At 52.9% G+C, this 19,833-nt stretch carries 14 protein-coding genes; 11 read left to right on the plus strand and 3 right to left on the minus strand.

Annotated elements, in window-relative coordinates:
- Positions 1 to 3: 3 nt before the first annotated feature.
- The 7 genes from AC1RVX_RS18490 to AC1RVX_RS18520 all read left to right on the plus strand — a co-directional run bounded on the left by AC1RVX_RS18490 (position 4) and on the right by AC1RVX_RS18520 (position 11,087).
- Positions 4 to 1,116: a YCF48-related protein gene (locus tag AC1RVX_RS18490; RefSeq protein ID WP_493218071.1), complete on the plus strand. Its 1,113-nt coding sequence runs from the start codon at positions 4 to 6 to the stop codon at positions 1,114 to 1,116.
- A gap of 37 nt (positions 1,117 to 1,153) precedes the next feature.
- Positions 1,154 to 3,595, plus strand: a complete 2,442-nt coding sequence (locus tag AC1RVX_RS18495; RefSeq protein WP_493218072.1) for an efflux RND transporter permease subunit — start codon at positions 1,154 to 1,156, stop codon at positions 3,593 to 3,595.
- 2 nt (positions 3,596 to 3,597) lie between these two features.
- Complete coding sequence (locus AC1RVX_RS18500; protein ID WP_493218220.1) at positions 3,598 to 4,719, plus strand: ABC transporter substrate-binding protein; 1,122 nt, start codon at positions 3,598 to 3,600, stop codon at positions 4,717 to 4,719.
- Positions 4,720 to 4,784: 65 nt separating this feature from the next.
- Positions 4,785 to 6,665 (plus strand): carboxylesterase/lipase family protein, encoded by a 1,881-nt coding sequence (locus AC1RVX_RS18505; RefSeq protein ID WP_493218073.1) that lies wholly within the window; start codon positions 4,785 to 4,787, stop codon positions 6,663 to 6,665.
- A 200-nt stretch (positions 6,666 to 6,865) separates the two neighbouring features.
- A complete protein-coding gene (locus AC1RVX_RS18510) occupies positions 6,866 to 7,699 on the plus strand; it encodes a p-hydroxycinnamoyl CoA hydratase/lyase (RefSeq protein ID WP_493218074.1) in 834 nt (277 codons plus the stop codon).
- A gap of 45 nt (positions 7,700 to 7,744) precedes the next feature.
- Positions 7,745 to 9,199: an aldehyde dehydrogenase gene (locus AC1RVX_RS18515; protein ID WP_493218075.1), complete on the plus strand. Its 1,455-nt coding sequence runs from the start codon at positions 7,745 to 7,747 to the stop codon at positions 9,197 to 9,199.
- Positions 9,200 to 9,212: 13 nt separating this feature from the next.
- Positions 9,213 to 11,087 (plus strand): feruloyl-CoA synthase, encoded by a 1,875-nt coding sequence (locus AC1RVX_RS18520; RefSeq protein ID WP_493218076.1) that lies wholly within the window; start codon positions 9,213 to 9,215, stop codon positions 11,085 to 11,087.
- Positions 11,088 to 11,146: 59 nt separating this feature from the next.
- Here the strand turns inward: AC1RVX_RS18520 and AC1RVX_RS18525 are convergent, their stop codons facing one another.
- On the minus strand, positions 11,147 to 12,115 hold the full coding sequence (locus AC1RVX_RS18525; protein WP_493218077.1) for a bifunctional helix-turn-helix transcriptional regulator/GNAT family N-acetyltransferase: 969 nt from the start codon (positions 12,113 to 12,115) through the stop codon (positions 11,147 to 11,149).
- Between the two features lie 395 nt (positions 12,116 to 12,510).
- Here AC1RVX_RS18525 and AC1RVX_RS18530 point away from each other — a divergent pair, with 395 nt between their 5' ends.
- The 4 genes from AC1RVX_RS18530 (at position 12,511) to AC1RVX_RS18545 (ending at position 17,566) form a co-directional block, all read left to right on the plus strand.
- On the plus strand, positions 12,511 to 13,335 hold the full coding sequence (locus AC1RVX_RS18530; protein WP_493218078.1) for an HDOD domain-containing protein: 825 nt from the start codon (positions 12,511 to 12,513) through the stop codon (positions 13,333 to 13,335).
- 93 nt (positions 13,336 to 13,428) lie between these two features.
- Complete coding sequence (locus AC1RVX_RS18535) at positions 13,429 to 14,076, plus strand: GTP-binding protein (RefSeq protein WP_493218079.1); 648 nt, start codon at positions 13,429 to 13,431, stop codon at positions 14,074 to 14,076.
- Positions 14,073 to 15,305, plus strand: a complete 1,233-nt coding sequence (locus AC1RVX_RS18540) for a sensor histidine kinase (RefSeq protein WP_493218080.1) — start codon at positions 14,073 to 14,075, stop codon at positions 15,303 to 15,305. The genes AC1RVX_RS18535 and AC1RVX_RS18540 overlap by 4 nt, the downstream gene beginning before the upstream one ends.
- 23 nt (positions 15,306 to 15,328) lie before the next feature.
- Positions 15,329 to 17,566 (plus strand): ATPase, T2SS/T4P/T4SS family, encoded by a 2,238-nt coding sequence (locus AC1RVX_RS18545; RefSeq protein WP_493218081.1) that lies wholly within the window; start codon positions 15,329 to 15,331, stop codon positions 17,564 to 17,566.
- A gap of 95 nt (positions 17,567 to 17,661) precedes the next feature.
- Here AC1RVX_RS18545 and AC1RVX_RS18550 read toward each other — a convergent pair whose 3' ends face one another.
- Complete coding sequence (locus AC1RVX_RS18550; protein WP_493218082.1) at positions 17,662 to 18,777, minus strand: porin; 1,116 nt, start codon at positions 18,775 to 18,777, stop codon at positions 17,662 to 17,664.
- A 202-nt stretch (positions 18,778 to 18,979) separates the two neighbouring features.
- Positions 18,980 to 19,795 carry a cyclase family protein gene (locus tag AC1RVX_RS18555; RefSeq protein ID WP_493218221.1) on the minus strand — a complete coding sequence of 272 codons (816 nt, stop codon included), beginning with the start codon at positions 19,793 to 19,795 and terminating at the stop codon, positions 18,980 to 18,982.
- Positions 19,796 to 19,833: the final 38 nt, after the last annotated feature.

Raw genomic sequence — 19,833 nt, forward strand, 5'->3', positions numbered from 1 at the left:
ACGATGTCCAGATTGAATTCAGGCATGCTGTCTGCAATGGTCGGGGCCTGCGCCACACTGGTGTTGGCGACGACTGCACTGGCAGATGGCGGTGCTCCCGTTGCGGCACCAGTCGCGCTAAACCAGCCGGCTCTGGTCACACCCAAGGCACTGGGTGCAGCCATGCTGGCGGTGGCCAGCGCTGGCAAGCGCCTGGTGGCTGCTGGTGAACGCGGCACCATCTTGTACTCAGACGATGCTGGCCGGAACTGGCGGCAAGCCAGCGTCCCGGTCAGCGTCAGCCTGACAGCGTTGAAGTTTGTCGACGACAAACAGGGCTGGGCAGTCGGTCATCAGGGCGTGGTGCTGCACAGCAGCGACGGCGGCACCACCTGGAGCAAGCAGCTGGATGGTATCCATGTGGCGGCATTGGCAGTACGCGCCGCCGCTGCCATAACTGGTCCTGAACAGCAACGCGCCCAAGCCGATGCCCAGCATCTGGTGGACGATGGCCCGGACAAGCCTTTTCTCGATCTGTACTTCGACAGCTCTAGTAGCGGCTACGTATTGGGCGCGTATAACCTGATGCTAAGGACCACGGACGGCGGCGCGACATGGCAGCCATGGCAAAGCCATGTCGCCAACCCCAAGGGCTTGCACCTGTACGGTATGCAAGGTGCCAGCGGCACACTGTATCTGGCTGGTGAACAGGGTCTGCTACTGCGTTCTACCGACCAGGGAGCCAGTTTCGTTACGCTGGCCACGCCTTACAAGGGCAGTTATTTCGGCCTGCTTGCCACTCGTAGTGGCGCATTGTTGGCGTTTGGTTTGCGCGGCAACGCCTGGTGGTCTGGCGATCAGGGCATCAGTTGGAGCAAGGTCGACACGGGTATCCAGGCCTCGCTGGCAGGTGGCACCGAATTGGCTGACGGCACGTTGGTGCTGGTCAGTCAGGGCGGTGACGTACTGCTGAGTCGCGATCAGGGTCGCAACTTCGTTGCACAAACCGGTGGCGGCTTGCCTCCAGCTTTACCTCTGGCGGCAGTAGCACAAACCAGCGATGGCGCACTGGTTGTAGCTGGTTTGCGCGGCTTGCGCCGCGTATCAATCGCGACATCAGCGGCACGGCAACAGTAGCACCGCCTCTTCCTTATATGAATATCGTTGGAGCATCATGAATACAGACCAAGATTTGGAACAACAGCCTGTAGTACGGCGACTGCAGGATTTCGATACCAGCTCCGGCAATCTGGGTGAGCGTGCGCTATTCAACTACCGGCCGCTGGTGATATTGCTATGCCTGCTGACGACCATTGTGCTGGGCTACCAGGCCACACGCATCAAGCTTAACGCCAGCTTTGAAAAGATGATTCCCAGCAGTCATCCTTATGTGGTGAACTACCTGGCCAACAAGACCGACTTGAATGGCCTGGGTAATTCAGTGAGGATTGCGGTCGAAGCGCGCGATGGAACGATCTATGACCGAGCCTATCTCGATACGCTGCAACGCATGAACGATGAACTGTTTTTGCTGCCGGGTGTGGACCGTCCGTTCATGAAATCCTTGTGGACGCCCAGTACGCGCTGGGCTTCCGTCACCGAGGATGGCCTGGACGGCGGCACCGTGATCCCGGATGGTTACGATGGCACGCCCGCCAGCCTGGCCCAGTTGCGTGCCAACGTAGCACGCTCCGGCGAGATCGGCCAGCTGGTCGCGGCTGACTTCAAGTCCAGCATTATCTTCGTACCGTTGCTGGAGCAAAATCCACAGACCGGTCAGTCGCTTGACTATGGTGCACTGTCTGCACGTCTGGAGCAGATCCGCAGCAAGTACGAGAAGGAAGGCGTGCGCATTCATATCACTGGCTTCGCCAAGATTGTCGGCGATCTGATCGAGGGTCTGCAGCAGGTGCTGCTGTTCTTCGTGCTGGCAATCGCCATCGCCGGTGCTGTACTGTTCTGGTACACACGCTGCTGGCGCAGCACCACACTTGTGGTGGTATGTTCGCTGGTGGCGGTGCTATGGCAGTGCGGTTTGCTGGCCACGCTGCATTATGAACTTGATCCCTACTCCATCCTGGTACCCTTCCTGGTATTCGCCATCGGCATGAGTCATGGTGCACAGAAAATGAACGGCATCATGCAGGACGTTGGCCGTGGCACACACCGTGTGGTGGCTGCACGTTACACCTTCCGCCGCCTGTTCGCTGCGGGCCTGACGGCACTGCTGTGTGATGCTGTCGGCTTTGCCGTGCTGGTCAGTATCCGCATCAAGGTAATTCAAGATCTGGCTATTATTGCCAGTATCGGTGTGGCTGTGCTGATCTTCACTAACCTTGTATTGCTGCCAGTACTGCTATCCTATACTGGCGTCAGTGGCAAGGCAGCCGTACGTAGCCTGCAGGCCGATAACACTACCCAACCATGGCTGTGGACCTTCCTCGACCGTTTCACCCAGCGGCGCTGGGCTACGGTCACGGTCGTCGCCAGTTTGCTGCTGGGTGGTCTGGGCTATCTCTACAGTCTGAACCTGAAGGTGGGTGATCTTGATCCCGGTGCGCCCGAACTCCGTGCCGACTCGCGCTACAATCGCGATAACGGCTTCATGGTCACCAATTACGCAGCCAGTTCTGACATCCTGGTCATCATGGTCAAAACACCGCCTGATCAGTGCACTCAATACGCCACATTGGCCAGTATGGATGCGCTGGCCTGGCAGTTGGAACAACTTCCAGGTGTTGATTCGACCAACTCTATGGCTGCACTCAGCAAGCTGGCTACCACTGGCTACAATGAGGGTAATTTCAAGTGGTACGACCTGATACCGAATGCCGGTGCACTTGGAGCAGTACAGACGCGAGCGCCACGTGAGCTGTTCAACCAGAGTTGCTCGTTGTTGTCATTGTATGTTTACCTGAAAGATCACAAGGCCGCTACACTAACCCGCGTGGTGGATGCAGTTGAGGCCTTCGCCGCAACACACAACACGCCGGACGAGCAGTTCCAGTTGGCTGCAGGCAGCGCCGGTATCGAGGCGGCCACCAACATTGTCGTCAAACAGGCCATGCATGACATGCTGTTCTGGGTCTACGGTGCTGTGATCCTGCTGTGCTACGCGACTTTCCGCAACTGGCGCGCGGTGGTGGTGGCGATCTTGCCGCTGGTGCTGACCTCTATCCTGTGTGAAGTACTGATGGTGGTATTGGGTATGGGCGTCAAGGTCGCAACCCTGCCAGTCATTGCGCTAGGTGTCGGCATCGGCGTCGATTACGCACTGTATGTATTGAGCGTGATGCTAAGCCGTATGCGTGCGGGTGTCAACTTGTCCGAGGCTTACATGCATGCGCTGCAATTTACTGGCCGGGTGGTGATACTGACTGGTGTGACGCTGGCCGTGGCGGTTGCCACCTGGCTGTTCTCGTCAATCAAATTTCAGGCTGACATGGGTATCCTTCTGGCCTTCATGTTTCTGTGGAACATGGTAGGTGCGCTGGTGTTAGTGCCGGCGCTGGCGCATTTTTTGATGCCGCAGACGGCGCAGCAAATGCGGCCAGAAAAGCTGCCTGCAACTGCGACAACAGCAGACCATGTCATCTTGCGCGAGAACGTTCTGTGAGCATGCAAAATCTGTTCTTCGCACTTGGGTTGCTGGTCAGCCTTGCCAGCAGTACCCATGCCGAAACGGTTGCCATCGATGGTGCCGTGAATCTCGGCATGTCGCTGCCCTTGAGCGGACCGCAAGCCAGTATCGGCCTGGCTATCAGGGGCGGCGCGGAATCCTATCTTCAACACGTTAACCAGAACGGCGGGATCTTTGGTCGCAAGATCCAGTTGGTGGCACTCGATGATATGGACGATGTGGCACTTACCGTTTCGAACACCAAAAAACTGCTGGATGAATCCAAGGTGCTGGCCCTGCTGGGCTACCATGGTACGGCTGCGGCAGAGGCCATATTACCACTGCTGCCAATTGCCGGCGCGCCCCTGGTCGGCCCGACCAGCGGTGCCGAATCCCTGCATGAACCGGTCAACCGCCATGTATTCAACCTGTTCGCCAGTTACAAGGAAGAAACCGAAGCCATCCTCAACCAACTTGATTTCCAAACACTGATTGAAGTCGCGGTACTGTATCAAAACGACCGTTTCGGTCTCACCGGATTGAAGGATGCCGAAGCAGTGATGTTGAAGCTGGCACTAAGGAAAAATTCGGTGGGTGTCGTAGCGACCAATTCGGGTGATGTGGCGCAGGCGGTCAAAACCATTGCAGTGGGAAAACCGCAAGCGGTGCTGCTGATTTGCTCCCCCCATTCGGCTGCAGAATTTATCAAACAGATACACAAGTCAGGTCTCTTCCCACAATTCATTGCAGCATCCTACATGGATGTCGGTGCGCTGTTCAAGGAATTGGGTACGGAAGCTCGCGGGGTCGCCATTTCCCAGGTTGTTCCGTTCCCGCGGGGTAGCGATTTACCATTGCTCAGGCAGTACCAGACTCTGGAAAAGCAGCAATCGGCCCAGCCAATTTCAGTGTACGGCTTGCAAGGTTTCATGGCTGCCAAGCTGGTGGTAGAAGCGATGCAAAAAATCGGTAAAAACCTCTCGCGGGAAAAGTTGATCAGTGCACTGGAAACCGACTTTGACCTGGGTGGTTACCGGCTTCGTTTCAGACGTGACAATCACAGTGGTTCAAAGTACACCGAAATGACTGTGATTGCGCGCGACGGTAAGCTGAGCCGCTAAACTGTCAAGAACAATACCCTGATAGTCACACAGTACCTTATTTACAGTAAAACAAGGAGACAAACATGCCCTACTACTGGCTCATCGCCCTGACTGTCGTGGCCGCTGTCGCGATCCTGTTTTCAAGGCGCAGCCGCAACACGCCGCTGCCACCACAGAAAACAACAGATCCGGCGTCACTACGCAATACCTCGCTCGGTGCCGTCGTCGGATTTACCGACAAACACAACACCCATGCCTGGCTTGGACTTCCGTATGCGCAGCCGCCAATCGGCGCACTGCGCTGGAGGGCACCGCGTCCGCCACAGGCGTGGCAAGGTGTACGTGAAGCTTTGACCCACAGCCAGCCAGCCGTCCAATTGGGTGGCATTACACTGGAACTGCCGCCCGAGCAATGGGGCAAGCTGGCAGGATCAGAAGACTGTCTGATGCTCAACATCTATGCCCCTCAGATGCAGCCGGAAGAAATAAAGGCGACCAGTCTACCGGTGATGTTCTGGATACATGGTGGCGCCAACACCGCTGGTACGTCCGCCACTTACACTACCTTACGCAATCTGGCGGGCCAGGATAGCGTGATCATGGTTTCGGCCAATTATCGGCTCGGTATCCTCGGCTGGTTTAGTCTTGAAGAGCTGGCGCAAGACGGTGACAGCGCAGCTGACCGCTCAGGCAATTTCGGCACGCTGGACCTGATCGCGGCACTGCAGTGGGTGCGGCAACACATCGCCAGTTTTGGTGGCGATCCAAACAACGTCACTGTGTTTGGCGAGTCAGCGGGCGGCCTGAATACTTATACGATGCTAGCCAGTCCGCTGGCCAAGGGTCTGTTTCACCGTGCAATATTACAGTCACCTCTGATGGCTAGTTATACCATGGCGCAGGCGCGCAACTACACGGACGACGCACAGCCCGGTCATGCTGTCAGCTCACGCGAGCTGCTTTGCCAATGGCTGCAGCGGGATGGCCGTGCCGCCGATCGCGCCGCAGCCAAGGCATTGATCGCGTCCATGCCACCGGCTGAAATAGCCAGCTTTGTACGCGGTCTGCCACCCGAGGCGCTGCTGGCAGCCATCACGCCGGGCGCACTGAGCTTCTATGATGCCCCTTGCGTGCTACAAGACGGGCACGTACTGCCTGCAATGCCGCTGCTTCAGGTGTTCACGGATCGCAGTCTTTACAATGCGGTACCGGTCATCATCGGCACCAACCGCGATGAATATAAACTGTTCATGTCCAACAATCCTGCCTATGTGCATATGTTGTTCGGCAGCATTCCGTTGATGCGCGACCGCGCCCGCTACTTGCGCCACGCAGCCTACATGTCGTCATTGTGGCAGGTCTCGGGTGCGCTGGAGCCAGCCAGTGCGATGGTGGCTTCCGGTCATTACGATGTCTGGGTCTATCGCTTCGACTGGGACGAACAGCCAGCCGTGCCGCTGATCCAGCCACGGGTATTGCTGGGTGCTGCACATGTACTGGATGTTGCTTTCGTGTTCCGCGATCTGGATGGTGAATTCGATCCATTCCGTTCCTTCACTGCCGCCAATTTGCCGGGCCGCAAAGAAGTTTCTGACGCCATGGCAGGCTACTGGACCCACCTTGCCCGCCACGGGCAACCAGGCAGTGGTACGGTCATATCCTTGCCGGAATGGACACGCTGGAGCGCCGAAGTCAGTCAACCGCGTCTGATGGTATTTGACACCAGTGCCGATGGCGGCACGCGTATGGTGACACACGACAGCAGTCTGGCCAAACTCAAGACTACGCTGGCGCAAGACACTTCGCTGCACCACGATCCACGCGAGCGTGCCGAACTGTATGGACGCATGTTCCTATGGTCAATTTTCGGCGGGCAAGAAGCGCCACAGGCGCTGGCCACCTTTGCACAAACGCACGGTTATGGCGGCGACACCGACAAACTGCGCCCCAGTTACTGGCCATGACGATGCATTGACTTAGGTATCGTCGTAGCTACTTTAACCGGGCCAGACGTGCACAACGACATGATTTTTTAACCGTGATCGAAAAGTTTGAAAATCCTTTAAAAAATGCTTGCATAACTGTTCAAGCAGCATATATTATAAGACGCGTATCAGGTAACCTGATATTAACCTAATATCAACCAGCATAGAGTGAGAACAAGATGAGCCAATATGACAACCGTTGGAGTACCGTGAAAGTTGAAGTTACCGGCGGCATCGCCTGGGTGACCTTGAACCGGCCAGAAAAGCGTAATGCCATGAGCCCGACGCTGAACCGTGAAATGATAGACGTACTGGAAACCGTGGAGCTCGATCCTGAAGCGCAGGTATTGGTGCTGACCGGTGCTGGCGACAGCTGGACCGCCGGCATGGATCTGAAAGAGTACTTCCGTGAAACTGATGGCCAGCCCGAAATCGTGCAGGAACGTATGCGGCGCGATTGCTCGCAATGGCAATGGAAGCTGCTGCGTATGTACAGCAAGCCAACCATCGCCATGGTCAATGGCTGGTGCTTCGGCGGCGCATTCTCGCCACTGGTGGCCTGTGATCTGGCAATCGCAGCTGACGAAGCAGTGTTCGGCCTATCCGAAATCAACTGGGGCATTCCACCTGGCAACCTGGTCAGCAAGGCCGTGGCAGACACCATGGGCCACCGCGCTGCACTACACTACATCATGACTGGTGACACTTTCACCGGCCAGCAAGCTGCTGAAATGGGCCTAGTGAACAAGAGTGTACCACGTGCAGAACTGCGCGCCGCAGTGCTGGAACTGGCCGACAAGCTGTTGGCCAAGGCACCGGTAGTACTGCGTATCGCCAAAAACGGCTTCAAACGCTGCCGTGAGTTGAATTGGGACCAGAACGAAGACTACTTGTACGCCAAGGTCGATCAATCCAACTATCGCGACCCGGAAAAAGGCCGTGCCCAAGGGCTTAAACAGTTCCTGGACGATAAAACCATCAAGCCTGGTCTGCAAACTTACAAACGCGCATAAGACGCGTCTCACCACCCCAGCATAAAACAACACAGGAGATACATCATGTTTGAAGCCCGTTTGCTGATTGGAGGCCTGGATCAGGCCGCATCCACAGGTGCCACTTACCAGCGCCTCAACCCCGCCACTGGCGACACTGCCTCAGTCGCTGCTGCCGCCACCCTGGCCGATGCCGATGCTGCCGTAGCAGCAGCACAGGCTGCCTTTCCTGCCTGGTCTGCCACGGCACCGGGCGAACGCCGCCGTCTGCTGCTGAAAGCTGCCGACTGCCTGGAAGCACGCACGCCAGAATTCATTGCTGCCGGCGTAGCCGAAGCAGGCGGTGTGCCCGGATGGTACGGTTTCAACGTGATGCTGGCGGCTGGCATGCTGCGCGAAGCAGCATCCATGACTACCCAGATCGCTGGTGAAGTGATTCCCTCAGATGTACCAGGCCTGCTGGCAATGGGCGTGCGCCAGGCCTGCGGCGTAGTGCTAGGCATCGCACCATGGAATGCACCAGTAATTTTGGGCACGCGCGCAATTGCCACCCCACTCGCCTGCGGCAATACCGTCGTACTCAAATCGTCTGAAGTATGCCCTGCCCTGCACCGCCTGATCGGTAAGGTGTTTGAGGATGCTGGCTTTCCGGCTGGTGTGGTCAACGTCATCAGCAATGCACCACAAGATGCGGCCAGTGTTGTGGCACACCTGATCGCCAATCCGGCCGTCAAGCGCGTCAATTTCACTGGTTCAACCAAGGTCGGGCGCATCATTGCGCAACAGGCAGCAAAATATCTGAAACCGGTGGTGCTGGAACTCGGCGGCAAAAATCCGCTGCTGGTGCTGGACGACGCTGATCTGGACGAGGCGGTACAGGCCGCAGCCTTTGGGGCTTTCTTCAACCAGGGCCAGATTTGTATGTCAATTGACCGCATCATCGTTGACAGCAAGGTGGCTGATCAGTTCGTCGAAAAACTAAAGGTGAAAACTGCTGGCCTGCGCGCTGGCAAACCGGGACAACAAGGTGCCGTATTGGGTGGCATGGTCGATGGCTCAGCCGCCAGTCGTGTAGCAGCCATGATCGATGACGCCAAAGCCAAGGGTGCCACACTGGTCTGTGGTAGTAGCGAAACCGATGGCAATGTACTGCAACCGGCCATTATCGACCACATCACACCTGCCATGGCCGTCTATCAAGAAGAATCCTTCGGCCCCATCGTCGCCATCATCCGTGTCGATGGTGACGAGGCGGCGCTGGCTGAAGCCAACGCTGGCGAATATGGTTTGTCGGCAGCAGTCTTCAGTCGCGACATCCCGCGTGCACTCGCACTGGCGCGCCGTGTCGAATCGGGTATTTGCCATATCAACAGTTCCACCGTGGCGGACGAAGCGCAAATGCCTTTCGGTGGCGTCAAAGCAAGCGGCTACGGGCGCTTCGGTGGCAAGGCTGGCGTTGCCGAATTCACCGACCTGCGCTGGATCACCATCCAGAGTGGCCATCGTCACTACCCAGTGTGATGGAGTTGACGCCATGACGCAACTCCCTTCCACTGCGGTCGGCACGCTGGATTTGTCGCGCTACCGCCCGGTGCGCGTCGGCAGCGCACCAGTGCGGATTGAAGCTGATGCACAGGGGCGCTGGCACCTGGCATCGGCGGAAACACTGGGCGCCTACCCGGACCGCATCACCGATTGCCTGGTGCGTGGTGCAGAACAGCATCCCGGGCGCACGCTGGTTGCCCAACGTGGTTCTGACGATGCATGGCAGCATATCAGCTACCGGGAAATGCTGGAGCAAGCACGCGCCATCGGTCAGGCACTGCTCGACCGTGGACTGTCTGCCGAGCGCCCACTGATGATTTTATCTGGCAACGATTTACAGCATTTGCAGATGGCAATGGGGGCGCTGTATGCAGGCATTCCATATTGTCCGGTGTCGCCCGCTGCCTCCATAATCGCTACTGATTACACAAAACTGAAGCACTTCGTGCGCCACCTGACGCCGGGTATGATCTATGCCACTGACGGTAGCGCCTGTGCGACTGCATTGGCAGCGGCAGTGCCAGACGAAGTGGAGATCGTGATCGACCGGGGTGACGCCGGACGCGCCAGCACACAATTGGTCGATTTACTGGCAACCGTGCCAGACACGGTTGATGCGGCCAACGCAGCCAGCGGCCCGGACACCATCGCCAAATTTCTGTTTACGTCTGGCTCGACCAAACTCCCCAAGGCCGTGATCACTACTCAGCGCATGCTTTGCGCCAACCAGCAAATGCTGTTGCAAAGCTTGCCAGCCTTCAGCGACAAGCCACCGGTACTGCTGGACTGGCTGCCATGGAGTCACACTTTCGGCGGTAGCCATAACGTTGGGATCGCACTATACAATGGTGGCAGCTACTACATTGACGATGGAAAACCAACTGCGCGTGACTTCGCTATCACGGTACGCAACCTGAAAGAGATCGCACCGACCGTATTCTTCAACGTTCCCAAGGGCTGGGAACTACTTACTGCTGCGTTGCAGGACGACCCCGCACTGTGTCAGCAATTTTTTTCGCAGATGGAGCTATTCTTCTTCGCCGGAGCCGGTCTGTCGCAAGCCGCATGGGATGCACTTGAACAAGTCAGCGAAAAACAGTGTGGTCAACGGATCCGCATCATGGCCGGCCTGGGCATGACGGAAACAGCTCCGTCCAGCACCTTCACCACCGGCCCAGTGATGATGGCGGGCTATGTTGGTTTGCCTGCGCCAGCCTGCGAGGTCAAACTGGTGCAGATAGATGGTAAGTACGAGGCACGTTTCCGTGGCCCACACGTTATGCCGGGTTATTGGCGCGCTCCAGAAGCAACTGCTGCCGCCTTCGACGAAGAAGGATATTACTGCAGTGGCGACGCTGTATGCTTTGTCGATCCGGCGCGACCTGAACTTGGATTGATGTTCGATGGTCGCATCGCCGAAGATTTCAAGCTCAGTAGCGGTACCTTCGTCAGTGTCGGGCCATTACGGGCACGAGTAATCAGTACCGGTGCGCCTTACATCCAGGATGTGGTGGTGGCCGGTCTCAATCGCGATACCATAGGCTTGCTGGTATTCCCTCGCCTGGATCAATGCCAGTTATTGTCCGGGCTGGGGGCCGATGCAGACGCTGCAGCCATTCTGTCAAGTGCCCCAGTGCGCCGCCATTTCCAGCAGTTGCTGGTGCAATTGAACACCAAGGCGACCGGATCAGCGTCCCGCATCCAGCGCATGCTGCTGTTGGAAGAAGCGCCATCTGTGCTAGCTGGCGAGCAAACCGACAAAGGCTCAATCAACCAGCGCGTGGTGTTGACACGGCGCGCAGAGCTGGTCGAAGCGATGTATGGCGGTGTGCCAGGGACTGATCAATTCCTGATCATGGAATAAAGCAAGGAAACAGCGTCCATAGAGTAGAAAGGGCAACGGTTGAATGCAAGAACGTCACGTTATGGCGTTTTTCTGCTGAACCGTTGTTCTGTGACGCTGGTTCCCCATTGCATGCCCTCCTCTTCGTCAGTCAGTTGAAAGCCGAATGACTCATACAGATGGCGGGCCGCATCCAGCCCCTTGAAGGTCCAGAGGTAAGTCTCATTAAAATGTCTGTCGGCATATTGAATCGCTTGCGCCATGAGTTGACGTCCGACACCTGAACCGCGCAAAGATTCATCGACAATGAACCATCGCAAATGCCCTGTGCTGGCTTCATCATCCCCATCGATTGCAATAGAGGCCAGTGAGCGTCCGTTTTCTGAATAAGTCCACAGTGCCTTGCCTTTTGCTGGCAACGTAGCCGTGAAGCAGGCAAGTTCTGTTGCTACCTTTTGCTCGAAGAATGCACCGAAACCCCAATGCATTGAATAAAACCTGGCGTGCAAACCTGCAATGTCTCCAATACAACCGGGTTGGTAACCTGCAAGAATAGATGTGCCCGAAGCACGTTCAGTGCTGGTATTAAGCAGATTGTCTTGCGCCAGTGCATCAACATACTGCGCCAGAGAACGGACCAAAGCATGCTGGTCGGAAGGGGTTATGCGCCGAAACGCGCCAGACACCTGATTTGTGGCGTATCGGTCTATTTTTTTCCGAATCTTTTGCCCATCGCTGGTCAAATACAGATTTGTTGAACGGGCATCTTCACTTTCAGCTCTGCGTTCGACTAGCCCGGCAGCCTCCAGCTTACCTACTTGCCGGCTGGTATTCGACTTATTCAGTCGCAAGATATTGCCTAAAGTTTTGGCGTTCATCCCCGGTCTGGCACCAATTTCGATAATGGCGTGCACTGCCGAAGGAGCGAGATCGCTATCGGCCAAGGTGGGTCGCATAAAACCAAGTTCACGGACCAGTCTTCGGGAAACTTCGCGAAGTTCCAGAATCGTAGTTTCCCGGGGGTGAGCTAAGGAATCGACAAGAGTCATGGCTGGCCTGATATTAGTTGCGTTTCGCAATCAATATAGTTGCGAAACACAACTTGTGCAAGCCTTGTTTTTTGATGTGTCGCTCTCAAGCAATAATTACTGCTGGCCAAACATGAGGATAATTAAATGACATGCTTGCTTTGACACAATAGTTAATTTGGTCTAAATTGACTATATGGGATTACAGTCAGCGGGTCTTGATTCATAGAAGAAACATCGTGGGTATGGTCCAGATAAATTCACGACTGAAAGACTTTGAATGTGTTATGTTCATTAATGACTATGCAGCATAATTTGTTGTGCAGTCAGACCTGAGTATTGATTGATCCTTTTCGCCACCTTTAAGCTCGACTGCCGACGCACTTTTCAAAAAGCTTTTCTACGGGAGAACTGCCGTGAACAGACTTGAAGCCTTCCGTAGTATTGCGGAGCAAGCGAGCCGGGGAGATTTGACCTTTCCGACCAATGTCAACGCCACCCTCAAACTGAAAAAGGCGCTGGATAATCCAGATGCCCACTTGACGGATGCTGCCAGACTGGTACTGACCGAACCTTTGCTCTCGGCGCGGATTGTAGCAATGGCTAATTCGGCAGCCTACAATCGCTCTGGCATGGAAATCAATAACGTAAGTACAGCTGTAGCACGCCTGGGCTTTCGCACAATACGTTCACTCACTGCCTCACTATTGGTGCACCAGATGAGTCGTAGTCTGACAACCCCTGCATTACAGGCAAAGGCAGAACAACTATGGGAGCATACCGCCAACGTCGCCGCACTGGCCCAGGTTATTGCCCGCAAGATGACTAAAATTGAGCCCGATACTGCGATGTTTGCTGGCATTGTGCATGAAGTTGGTGGCTTTTACCTTCTTTCGCGTGCAGATGCATTTCCCGGTTTGCTTGACGGTACGCTTGAAGACTGGGTCGAATACGGTGAAAAGATTATTGGAAGAAGCGTGTTGAAAGCGCTGGAGGTACCTGACACTGTCAATGCAGCCATCGAACAAACTTGGTTGGGTGGAGGAGCGCGCCCACCTTCAACCCTTGGGGATGTATTGGTGCTGGCCAACGATCTCTCTTCCATTTTATCTCCGTTGTCAGTTTTATCGCATGAGGTAGATAACGAATTTGATTTTGATGTTGGCAATAAGACCCTGCGTTCTATCCTGGAGGATTCGGCAGATGAAATTGAGTCTTTACGAATCGCCCTACTCCATTAATTCACTTTGTTAATTCTCTGGAAAGTCGTATAACGTAGTCAGACACAATGGAATAAAATATGCTCGAATTTGAGTTTCAGGAGAATTAACAATATGACTGAACTGAATGAGCAACTGCAACGCCTTACCATTAAGCTAGTTTATTATGGTCCCGCTTTATCCGGGAAAACAACGAATCTGACTCGCTTGCACGACATGCTTGCCCCGCAACTTAAAGGCGAGATGATGACCTTGGAAACCGAAGGTGATCGTACCTTGTTTTTTGACTTGCTTCCTCTCGGCTTCACTGCCCCGTCAGGACTGCTCATTAAATTCAAATTATTTACAGTTCCGGGCCAGGTGATACATGACGGTACCCGCAAAGCAGTATTGTCGCGCGCCGACGGTGTCATGTTTGTCGCTGATTCACAAAACAACCAGATTTACAATAATGGTGCCTCGTTTGACAATCTCATTGCAAACGCCAATATGGTAGGTTTGGATTTGTCTGCACTGCCGCTCGTGGTCCAATTTAACAAACGCGATCTTCCTGACATCCTCAGCAAAGAAGAAATTCTGGAACGCTGGTCACAAGCGCCATGGCCAGTATTTTTTGCCTCGGCACTGGAAGGTGACGGGGTGCTGGAGTCGTTTAGCGCTCTGCTTGGTGGTATCTACGACAATCTGGACAGGCAATTCAATTTTGAACACGTGCACCAACTCAACCGTGACGCATTCATTTCAGCCGTGCGGGGAAAATGATGGAAGCCAATCAATTTGACCGCGACATTACGCTGGAAGAATTGTTGCGCGGAGTTTCCAAAACCAAGTTAATGGCCGCGCTAAACCTGTCGTTAGGCACATCATGGTGCCTGCAAGACAATACAGGCAACATCTTGATGCACTCATCTGCTGCACATGATGAGTCGATCAATATCCCTGGCTCTGCCATACAGGTTGAGCTGGAAAACATTGGGCAATTACATTCAACTTGCCCCGCAGAAACGCGCATTGCCACAGCCGCCTGGTTAGAACTGATGCTGACCGCAGCACACCGCTATTGCATGGTAGCTGATTTGCACTCTGAAGTCGTGTTCACCAATTATGCTGAATTACAGCGTGAACATCTGGCACTACGTGCGTCAGAGCAACGTTACCACGAACTTGCCAATGAGCTGGAGCAACGAGTAAAGGAACAGGTACTTTTGATAGAGCGCTCACAAAGACAGTTATATCAGGCTGAAAAAATGGCTTCTGTCGGTAGCCTGGCGGCCGGAATGGCGCACGAAATCAATAATCCTATCGGGTTTATCCGCTCCAATCTCTGCAGCGCAATCAGCAATGTTGACAGCATGCAAGAGGTGCTTGTGGCCTTTCACCGTGGAGCGGCACAAGAAGCGGAGCGTATATGGGCTACCAGTAACCTCGATTTTATCCTGGAAGATTTCCCTGCTCTATTGGCTGAGTCGGTTAACGGTGCTGACCGGATTGCTCGCATTGTCGCCAACCTGAAAGATTATGCAAACATTGACAATGCCGAAGCAGGTTTGATTGATCTCAATGATTCCATCCGTACTGTAATGAATCTGCTTGGGGATCAGCCATCAAGCAACATAGAATTGCAGATGGATTTACAAGCACTCCCCCCCATTGCATGCGACAGGGGACGTTTTAACCAGGTTCTGTTATCGTTAGTGCAAAATGCTTTACAAGCGCTGCGAGGTAATGGCGTGGTTCGTGTGTCAAGCGCGGTTAAGAAGAATCAAATTGTGGTCACAGTCAACGATAATGGTTGTGGCATAGCACCGGACACCCTGGCGCGTATTTTCGATCCTTTTTTTACATTGCAAGATATTGGTAAAGGAACGGGACTTGGCCTTACCGTCAGTCAGGAAATTATTACTGCGTATGGTGGCCACATTGCAGTAGAGAGTCAGATTGACAAAGGCAGTACTTTCACGATTTATCTGCCTTTACCCCAAACCAGTTGATGTATTCATCAAAGTAAAAAGTCATGCCAGCAACTGCAAATTTCTCGCACTTGTTTACCGGGGGCCCGGCCCCCGCAAGCTCCGAATTGCCGAAAGTAACAAGCTACCGGATATTATTGGTTGATGACGAACCAAATGTCCTGTCTGCATTAAAACGCGCTTTCCGTCAGGAAAACTATCAAGTCATCACTTGCCAGACACCGCATGAAGCGCTGGAGCGGCTAAGTCAGGAACGTTTTCAGTTAATCATCAGTGACTATATGATGCCGGGAATGAACGGTGGTGAGCTACTCAGCCGTGCGCGCACCGAATATCCAGAAATGATACGGATCATGCTTACAGGGCATGCTGACGTGAATGCGGTAGTCAGTGCGGTTAAAACCGGCGCCGTATATAAATTTATCCTGAAGCCATGGAATGACGACGACTTAAGGGTGACCGTAGCACTGGCACTTGAACAGCATGCTTTAATTGAAAAAAATCGTCAGCTCAAAAAAGAAAATATTGAGAAAAAACGGGACGTTGAACAGCTCGTCAAGATTAGCGTCAACAATCGCGCCCAACTTGCCCATACACTCCACAAACATAGTCTATTGAATGATCAGCAATTGCAAGAAGTTTTGCGTGTCCAACAGCAATGCAAGGAACCTGTAATCCGCCTTTTATGTGGCCGGAATTATTTAAATGAAAGGGCCATCTGCAATTTTCTCTCAGATGAAATGAAATTGAAATTAGTCACATTGAATGAATATGTGATCGATCCGGCGGTGGCGGCCCTCGTACCCGCAAGTCTTTGTCAGAAACAGTTAGTTATTCCCATGAGCGTTACTGACGACAGATGTTTGCTACTGGCAATGGCAGACCCACTGGATGCCGGTTTAATGGAAGATCTCCGGTTTATCACCGGACTGGAGATCGTGCCGCTACTGGCGCCAATGCAAGCTGTCAGTGACAAGGTAGCTGATGTATATAAGCTAGGTGAAACTGGCTTGACAGATCTGGAAGTGGCATTTGGGAATTCTGATCCTTATGAAGGCATACAGATCGTCATAGATGATGAACAAGACTTGACGATAAGCGAGTTGTTGCGTGAAACAGAAGAGCCTCCCGCAATCCGCCTGGTAAACTCCATATTGCTCGAAGCGATACGCCTGGGTGCGTCCGACATACATATCCAGCCGCGCGCAAAGAATGTCATCATTCGGCTGCGCATTGACGGTGTTTTGCTGGATAAGATGTTCATACCGAACAGCATGCATCAGTCTATTGTGTCACGCATCAAGATTATGGCTGATCTGGATATTTCTGAACGGCGGCGCCCACAAGACGGGCGATTAACTGTAAAAACACCAAAACGAATAGTTGATTTACGCGTCTCCGCACTGCCTACCATCAATGGCGAAAAAATAGTCATGCGGATACTGGAACGGAATTCGTCCGTATTAAGCCTGGATGGTTTGGGTTTCTCTCCCGCCAATCTGGAACGCATTAAGTATGCAAGTGATAAACCGCAAGGTATCATCCTTGCTACAGGCCCAACCGGCAGCGGCAAGACCACCACTTTGTATAGCTTGCTACAAAACAGTGCCACATCCGAAAAAAACTATCTGACCATCGAAGACCCGGTCGAATACTACCTCGATAGCGCCGGCCAGACTCTGGTCAAAGAGAAAATCGGTTTGACATTTCCATTGATACTGCGGTCCATCTTGCGACAAGACCCGGACGTTTTATTGATTGGTGAAATTCGTGACTTCGAAACTGCCGAAGTCTCATTTCATGCAGCATTGACTGGACATCAAGTTTTTTCCACCCTGCATACGAACTCAGCAATTGCTACCATTTCGCGCTTATTCGATCTGGGGCTCAAACCTTTCGTGATCGCGACGGCATTGGAAGGAATTCTTGCGCAAAGGCTAGTACGGAAAATCTGCCATGAATGCAAGGAGCAGGTAGCCCCCGACCCTGCATTGCTGAAACGCCTGGGGACACGTTTTCAATTGGAGCATATTCAATGCTATAAAGGGAAAGGCTGCCAGGCATGCTACAACACCGGCTACAAGGGGCGCGTAGGTATATACGAGGTACTTACCCTGGACGATCACATGCGCCACTTGATTGCTGATCAAACGGCTGTTACCGAGATGTCAAAATATGTCAGTACCAAGGGCTTTACCAGCCTGCGTGACGATGCCTTTGAAAAAATACAGGCTGGCCTTACTACCCTGGAAGAAGTTCTTCGTGTATTGGGGCCAGAATAAAACGTCTCGCGGCTCATGTTAAAACAAGCAAATAAGCCGACTTATCAAATAGCTGCCGTCTTACATTCCTTTGAGTCATTCACCTTGGGAATGCTCTAGAAACGGTGTCGTATACCTAGCATGGCAGTTTTCCCATTTTCAAGACCAGTATATTGATCAACCATGAAGACTGCGTAGACATCCGTACGACGAGAGACAAAATGATCATACACAATTGACGTTGTATTACGCGTTGGATTAACGCCTGATGTTGCTGTTCCAACCGGAATAGTTGCAACTGCCGTCGGTGCATACGCAGAGACGCCAGTACCTGGTAAAGTGATCGAAGTATGTCCCCACGATAGCAGCAATTTTCCTGAAGCGTTGAGTGGTATTGAAGCGCCCAGCTGTGTGGTGTTAAATTTTCGATCAGAATCAGCGGTAGTAAATTCCTGCCTGGTTTGAGCCAATTGCGCATAGAGTTTGGCAACACCAAAATCATAAAAAGCACCCAGCATCAAGGATGTTTGCTTATCTTCAGTTGTGAATGCGAGCGGCGATTTTGTTTGCTCAAACGCGACACTCAAGCCCAACGGCCCTTTTATATAATTCATGTTGGCGCTAATTCGATTTTTGCTGGTATTGCCTGCCACTTCTCCAAAACTATATTGAAATGCGCCTTTTAATCCCGATAAATCGGGAGTCGTGTATTGCACCGCATTGGAAGCACCGCTGTCCGGCGTATTGAGTGGCGGTGCCAACAAGGGGTTTTGCCCACCTGTATAAGTATGCAAAAATATAGGTGCAAAAGCGGAAGAATCACCCAGTGGATTAAATACAATCATCGACATAAAGTACGGCGTACTATTGCGCCCTAAACGTATCTCGCCAAATTCACCATTTAAGGTCACGACGGCACGGCGCGAAAAAAGTGCATCGTCTGCGACGTTGGGGATGCCCGAAAATCGCCCACTCTGTCCGGTATCGTTGCGGATAAAGGCAGACAGGTCAAAACCTGCCTTTAATCCGCTACCCAAGTCTTCCGTACCTGCAAAGTTCAAGTATGAGGTGCTCATACCACCGCTATTTGTGACCACGTTACTTTTTTGGCCTGCGTATTGCATGACACCTGTATTTGCATCTATCAGGCCACTTACAGTAACACTTGATTGTGCGAATACTGCCCCTGAAGCCAGTCCGGCAAGTAATATGCTGAGCGTCGTTTTTTTCATGCTTGTCTCCGTTTTTATAATAGGTAAATCGTTCAATTTTTTGTGCTATTGCACATTTCTCCATTACTGCTTAGGTAAAACAATATTTTTTGACGTAAAAGCCCCTGGCTTCATTTAACGAAGCCAAATTGATTCTCTTCTATGCTCAGGAAATACCGGCTCTTATTCTCTATTCGCTTAATGCCGGAATTTATGCTGGAATTTATGTCTCGATTGATGGCAACAAATTGCTGTCAAAAATAGCGACTGCGCGCGTCCAGCCTGCAGAGGCACCGCGAATCTTTACCGGGAAGCAGGAAACCATGAATCCGCTAGATGGAAGCGCTGCCAGATTTCCCAATTTTTCCAGATGGCAGTACCCAATGAGCCGCCCTGCCTTATGCCCTTCCCAGATAAGGCTGGCATCACCTGTCTCAGCAAATTTTTTGGCAGTATGTGCAAATGGCGCGTCCCAACTCCATGCATCAGTGCCGGTCAGGCGCACGCCACGTTCTAATAAATACATGGTCGCTCCAAAGCCCATCCCACATCCGGAACGCACATAATCTGGTTGTCCGTACCGGGCTCCGGCACCGGTGTTGACCAACACAATGTCCAAAGGCTGTAAACGATGTCCGATGCGCTTCAATTCATCTTCAACATCCTGCGCCGTCACTACGTAACCATCTTCGAAATGGCGAAAATCCAGCTTAATGCCCGGTTGAAAACACCAGTTGAGATCAACCTCATCAATAGATAAAGAACGCTCCCCTTCGTTCATGGTTGAATGAAAATGATATGGAGCATCCAGATGCGTACCATTGTGAGTATTGAGCTGTACATCCTCCACAGCCCAGGCTTCGCCATCTGGCAAGTCTTCTTTCTTGAGACCTGGGAAAAATGGCGAAATTTGTTCAAAACTCATCTGATGATTGGTGTAATTGATCTTTGGCCCCAATCCTGGCGGATCAGAAATTACATCGTTTTCCAGATGAATCGAAATGTCCACTAAGTGACGCGTTGCTGTAGTGCTATTCAAGATACTCTCCTCAAAACAATCATTCGTGAAATTAATTT

This window comes from Undibacterium sp. GW821-FHT11B02 (assembly GCF_058808955.1).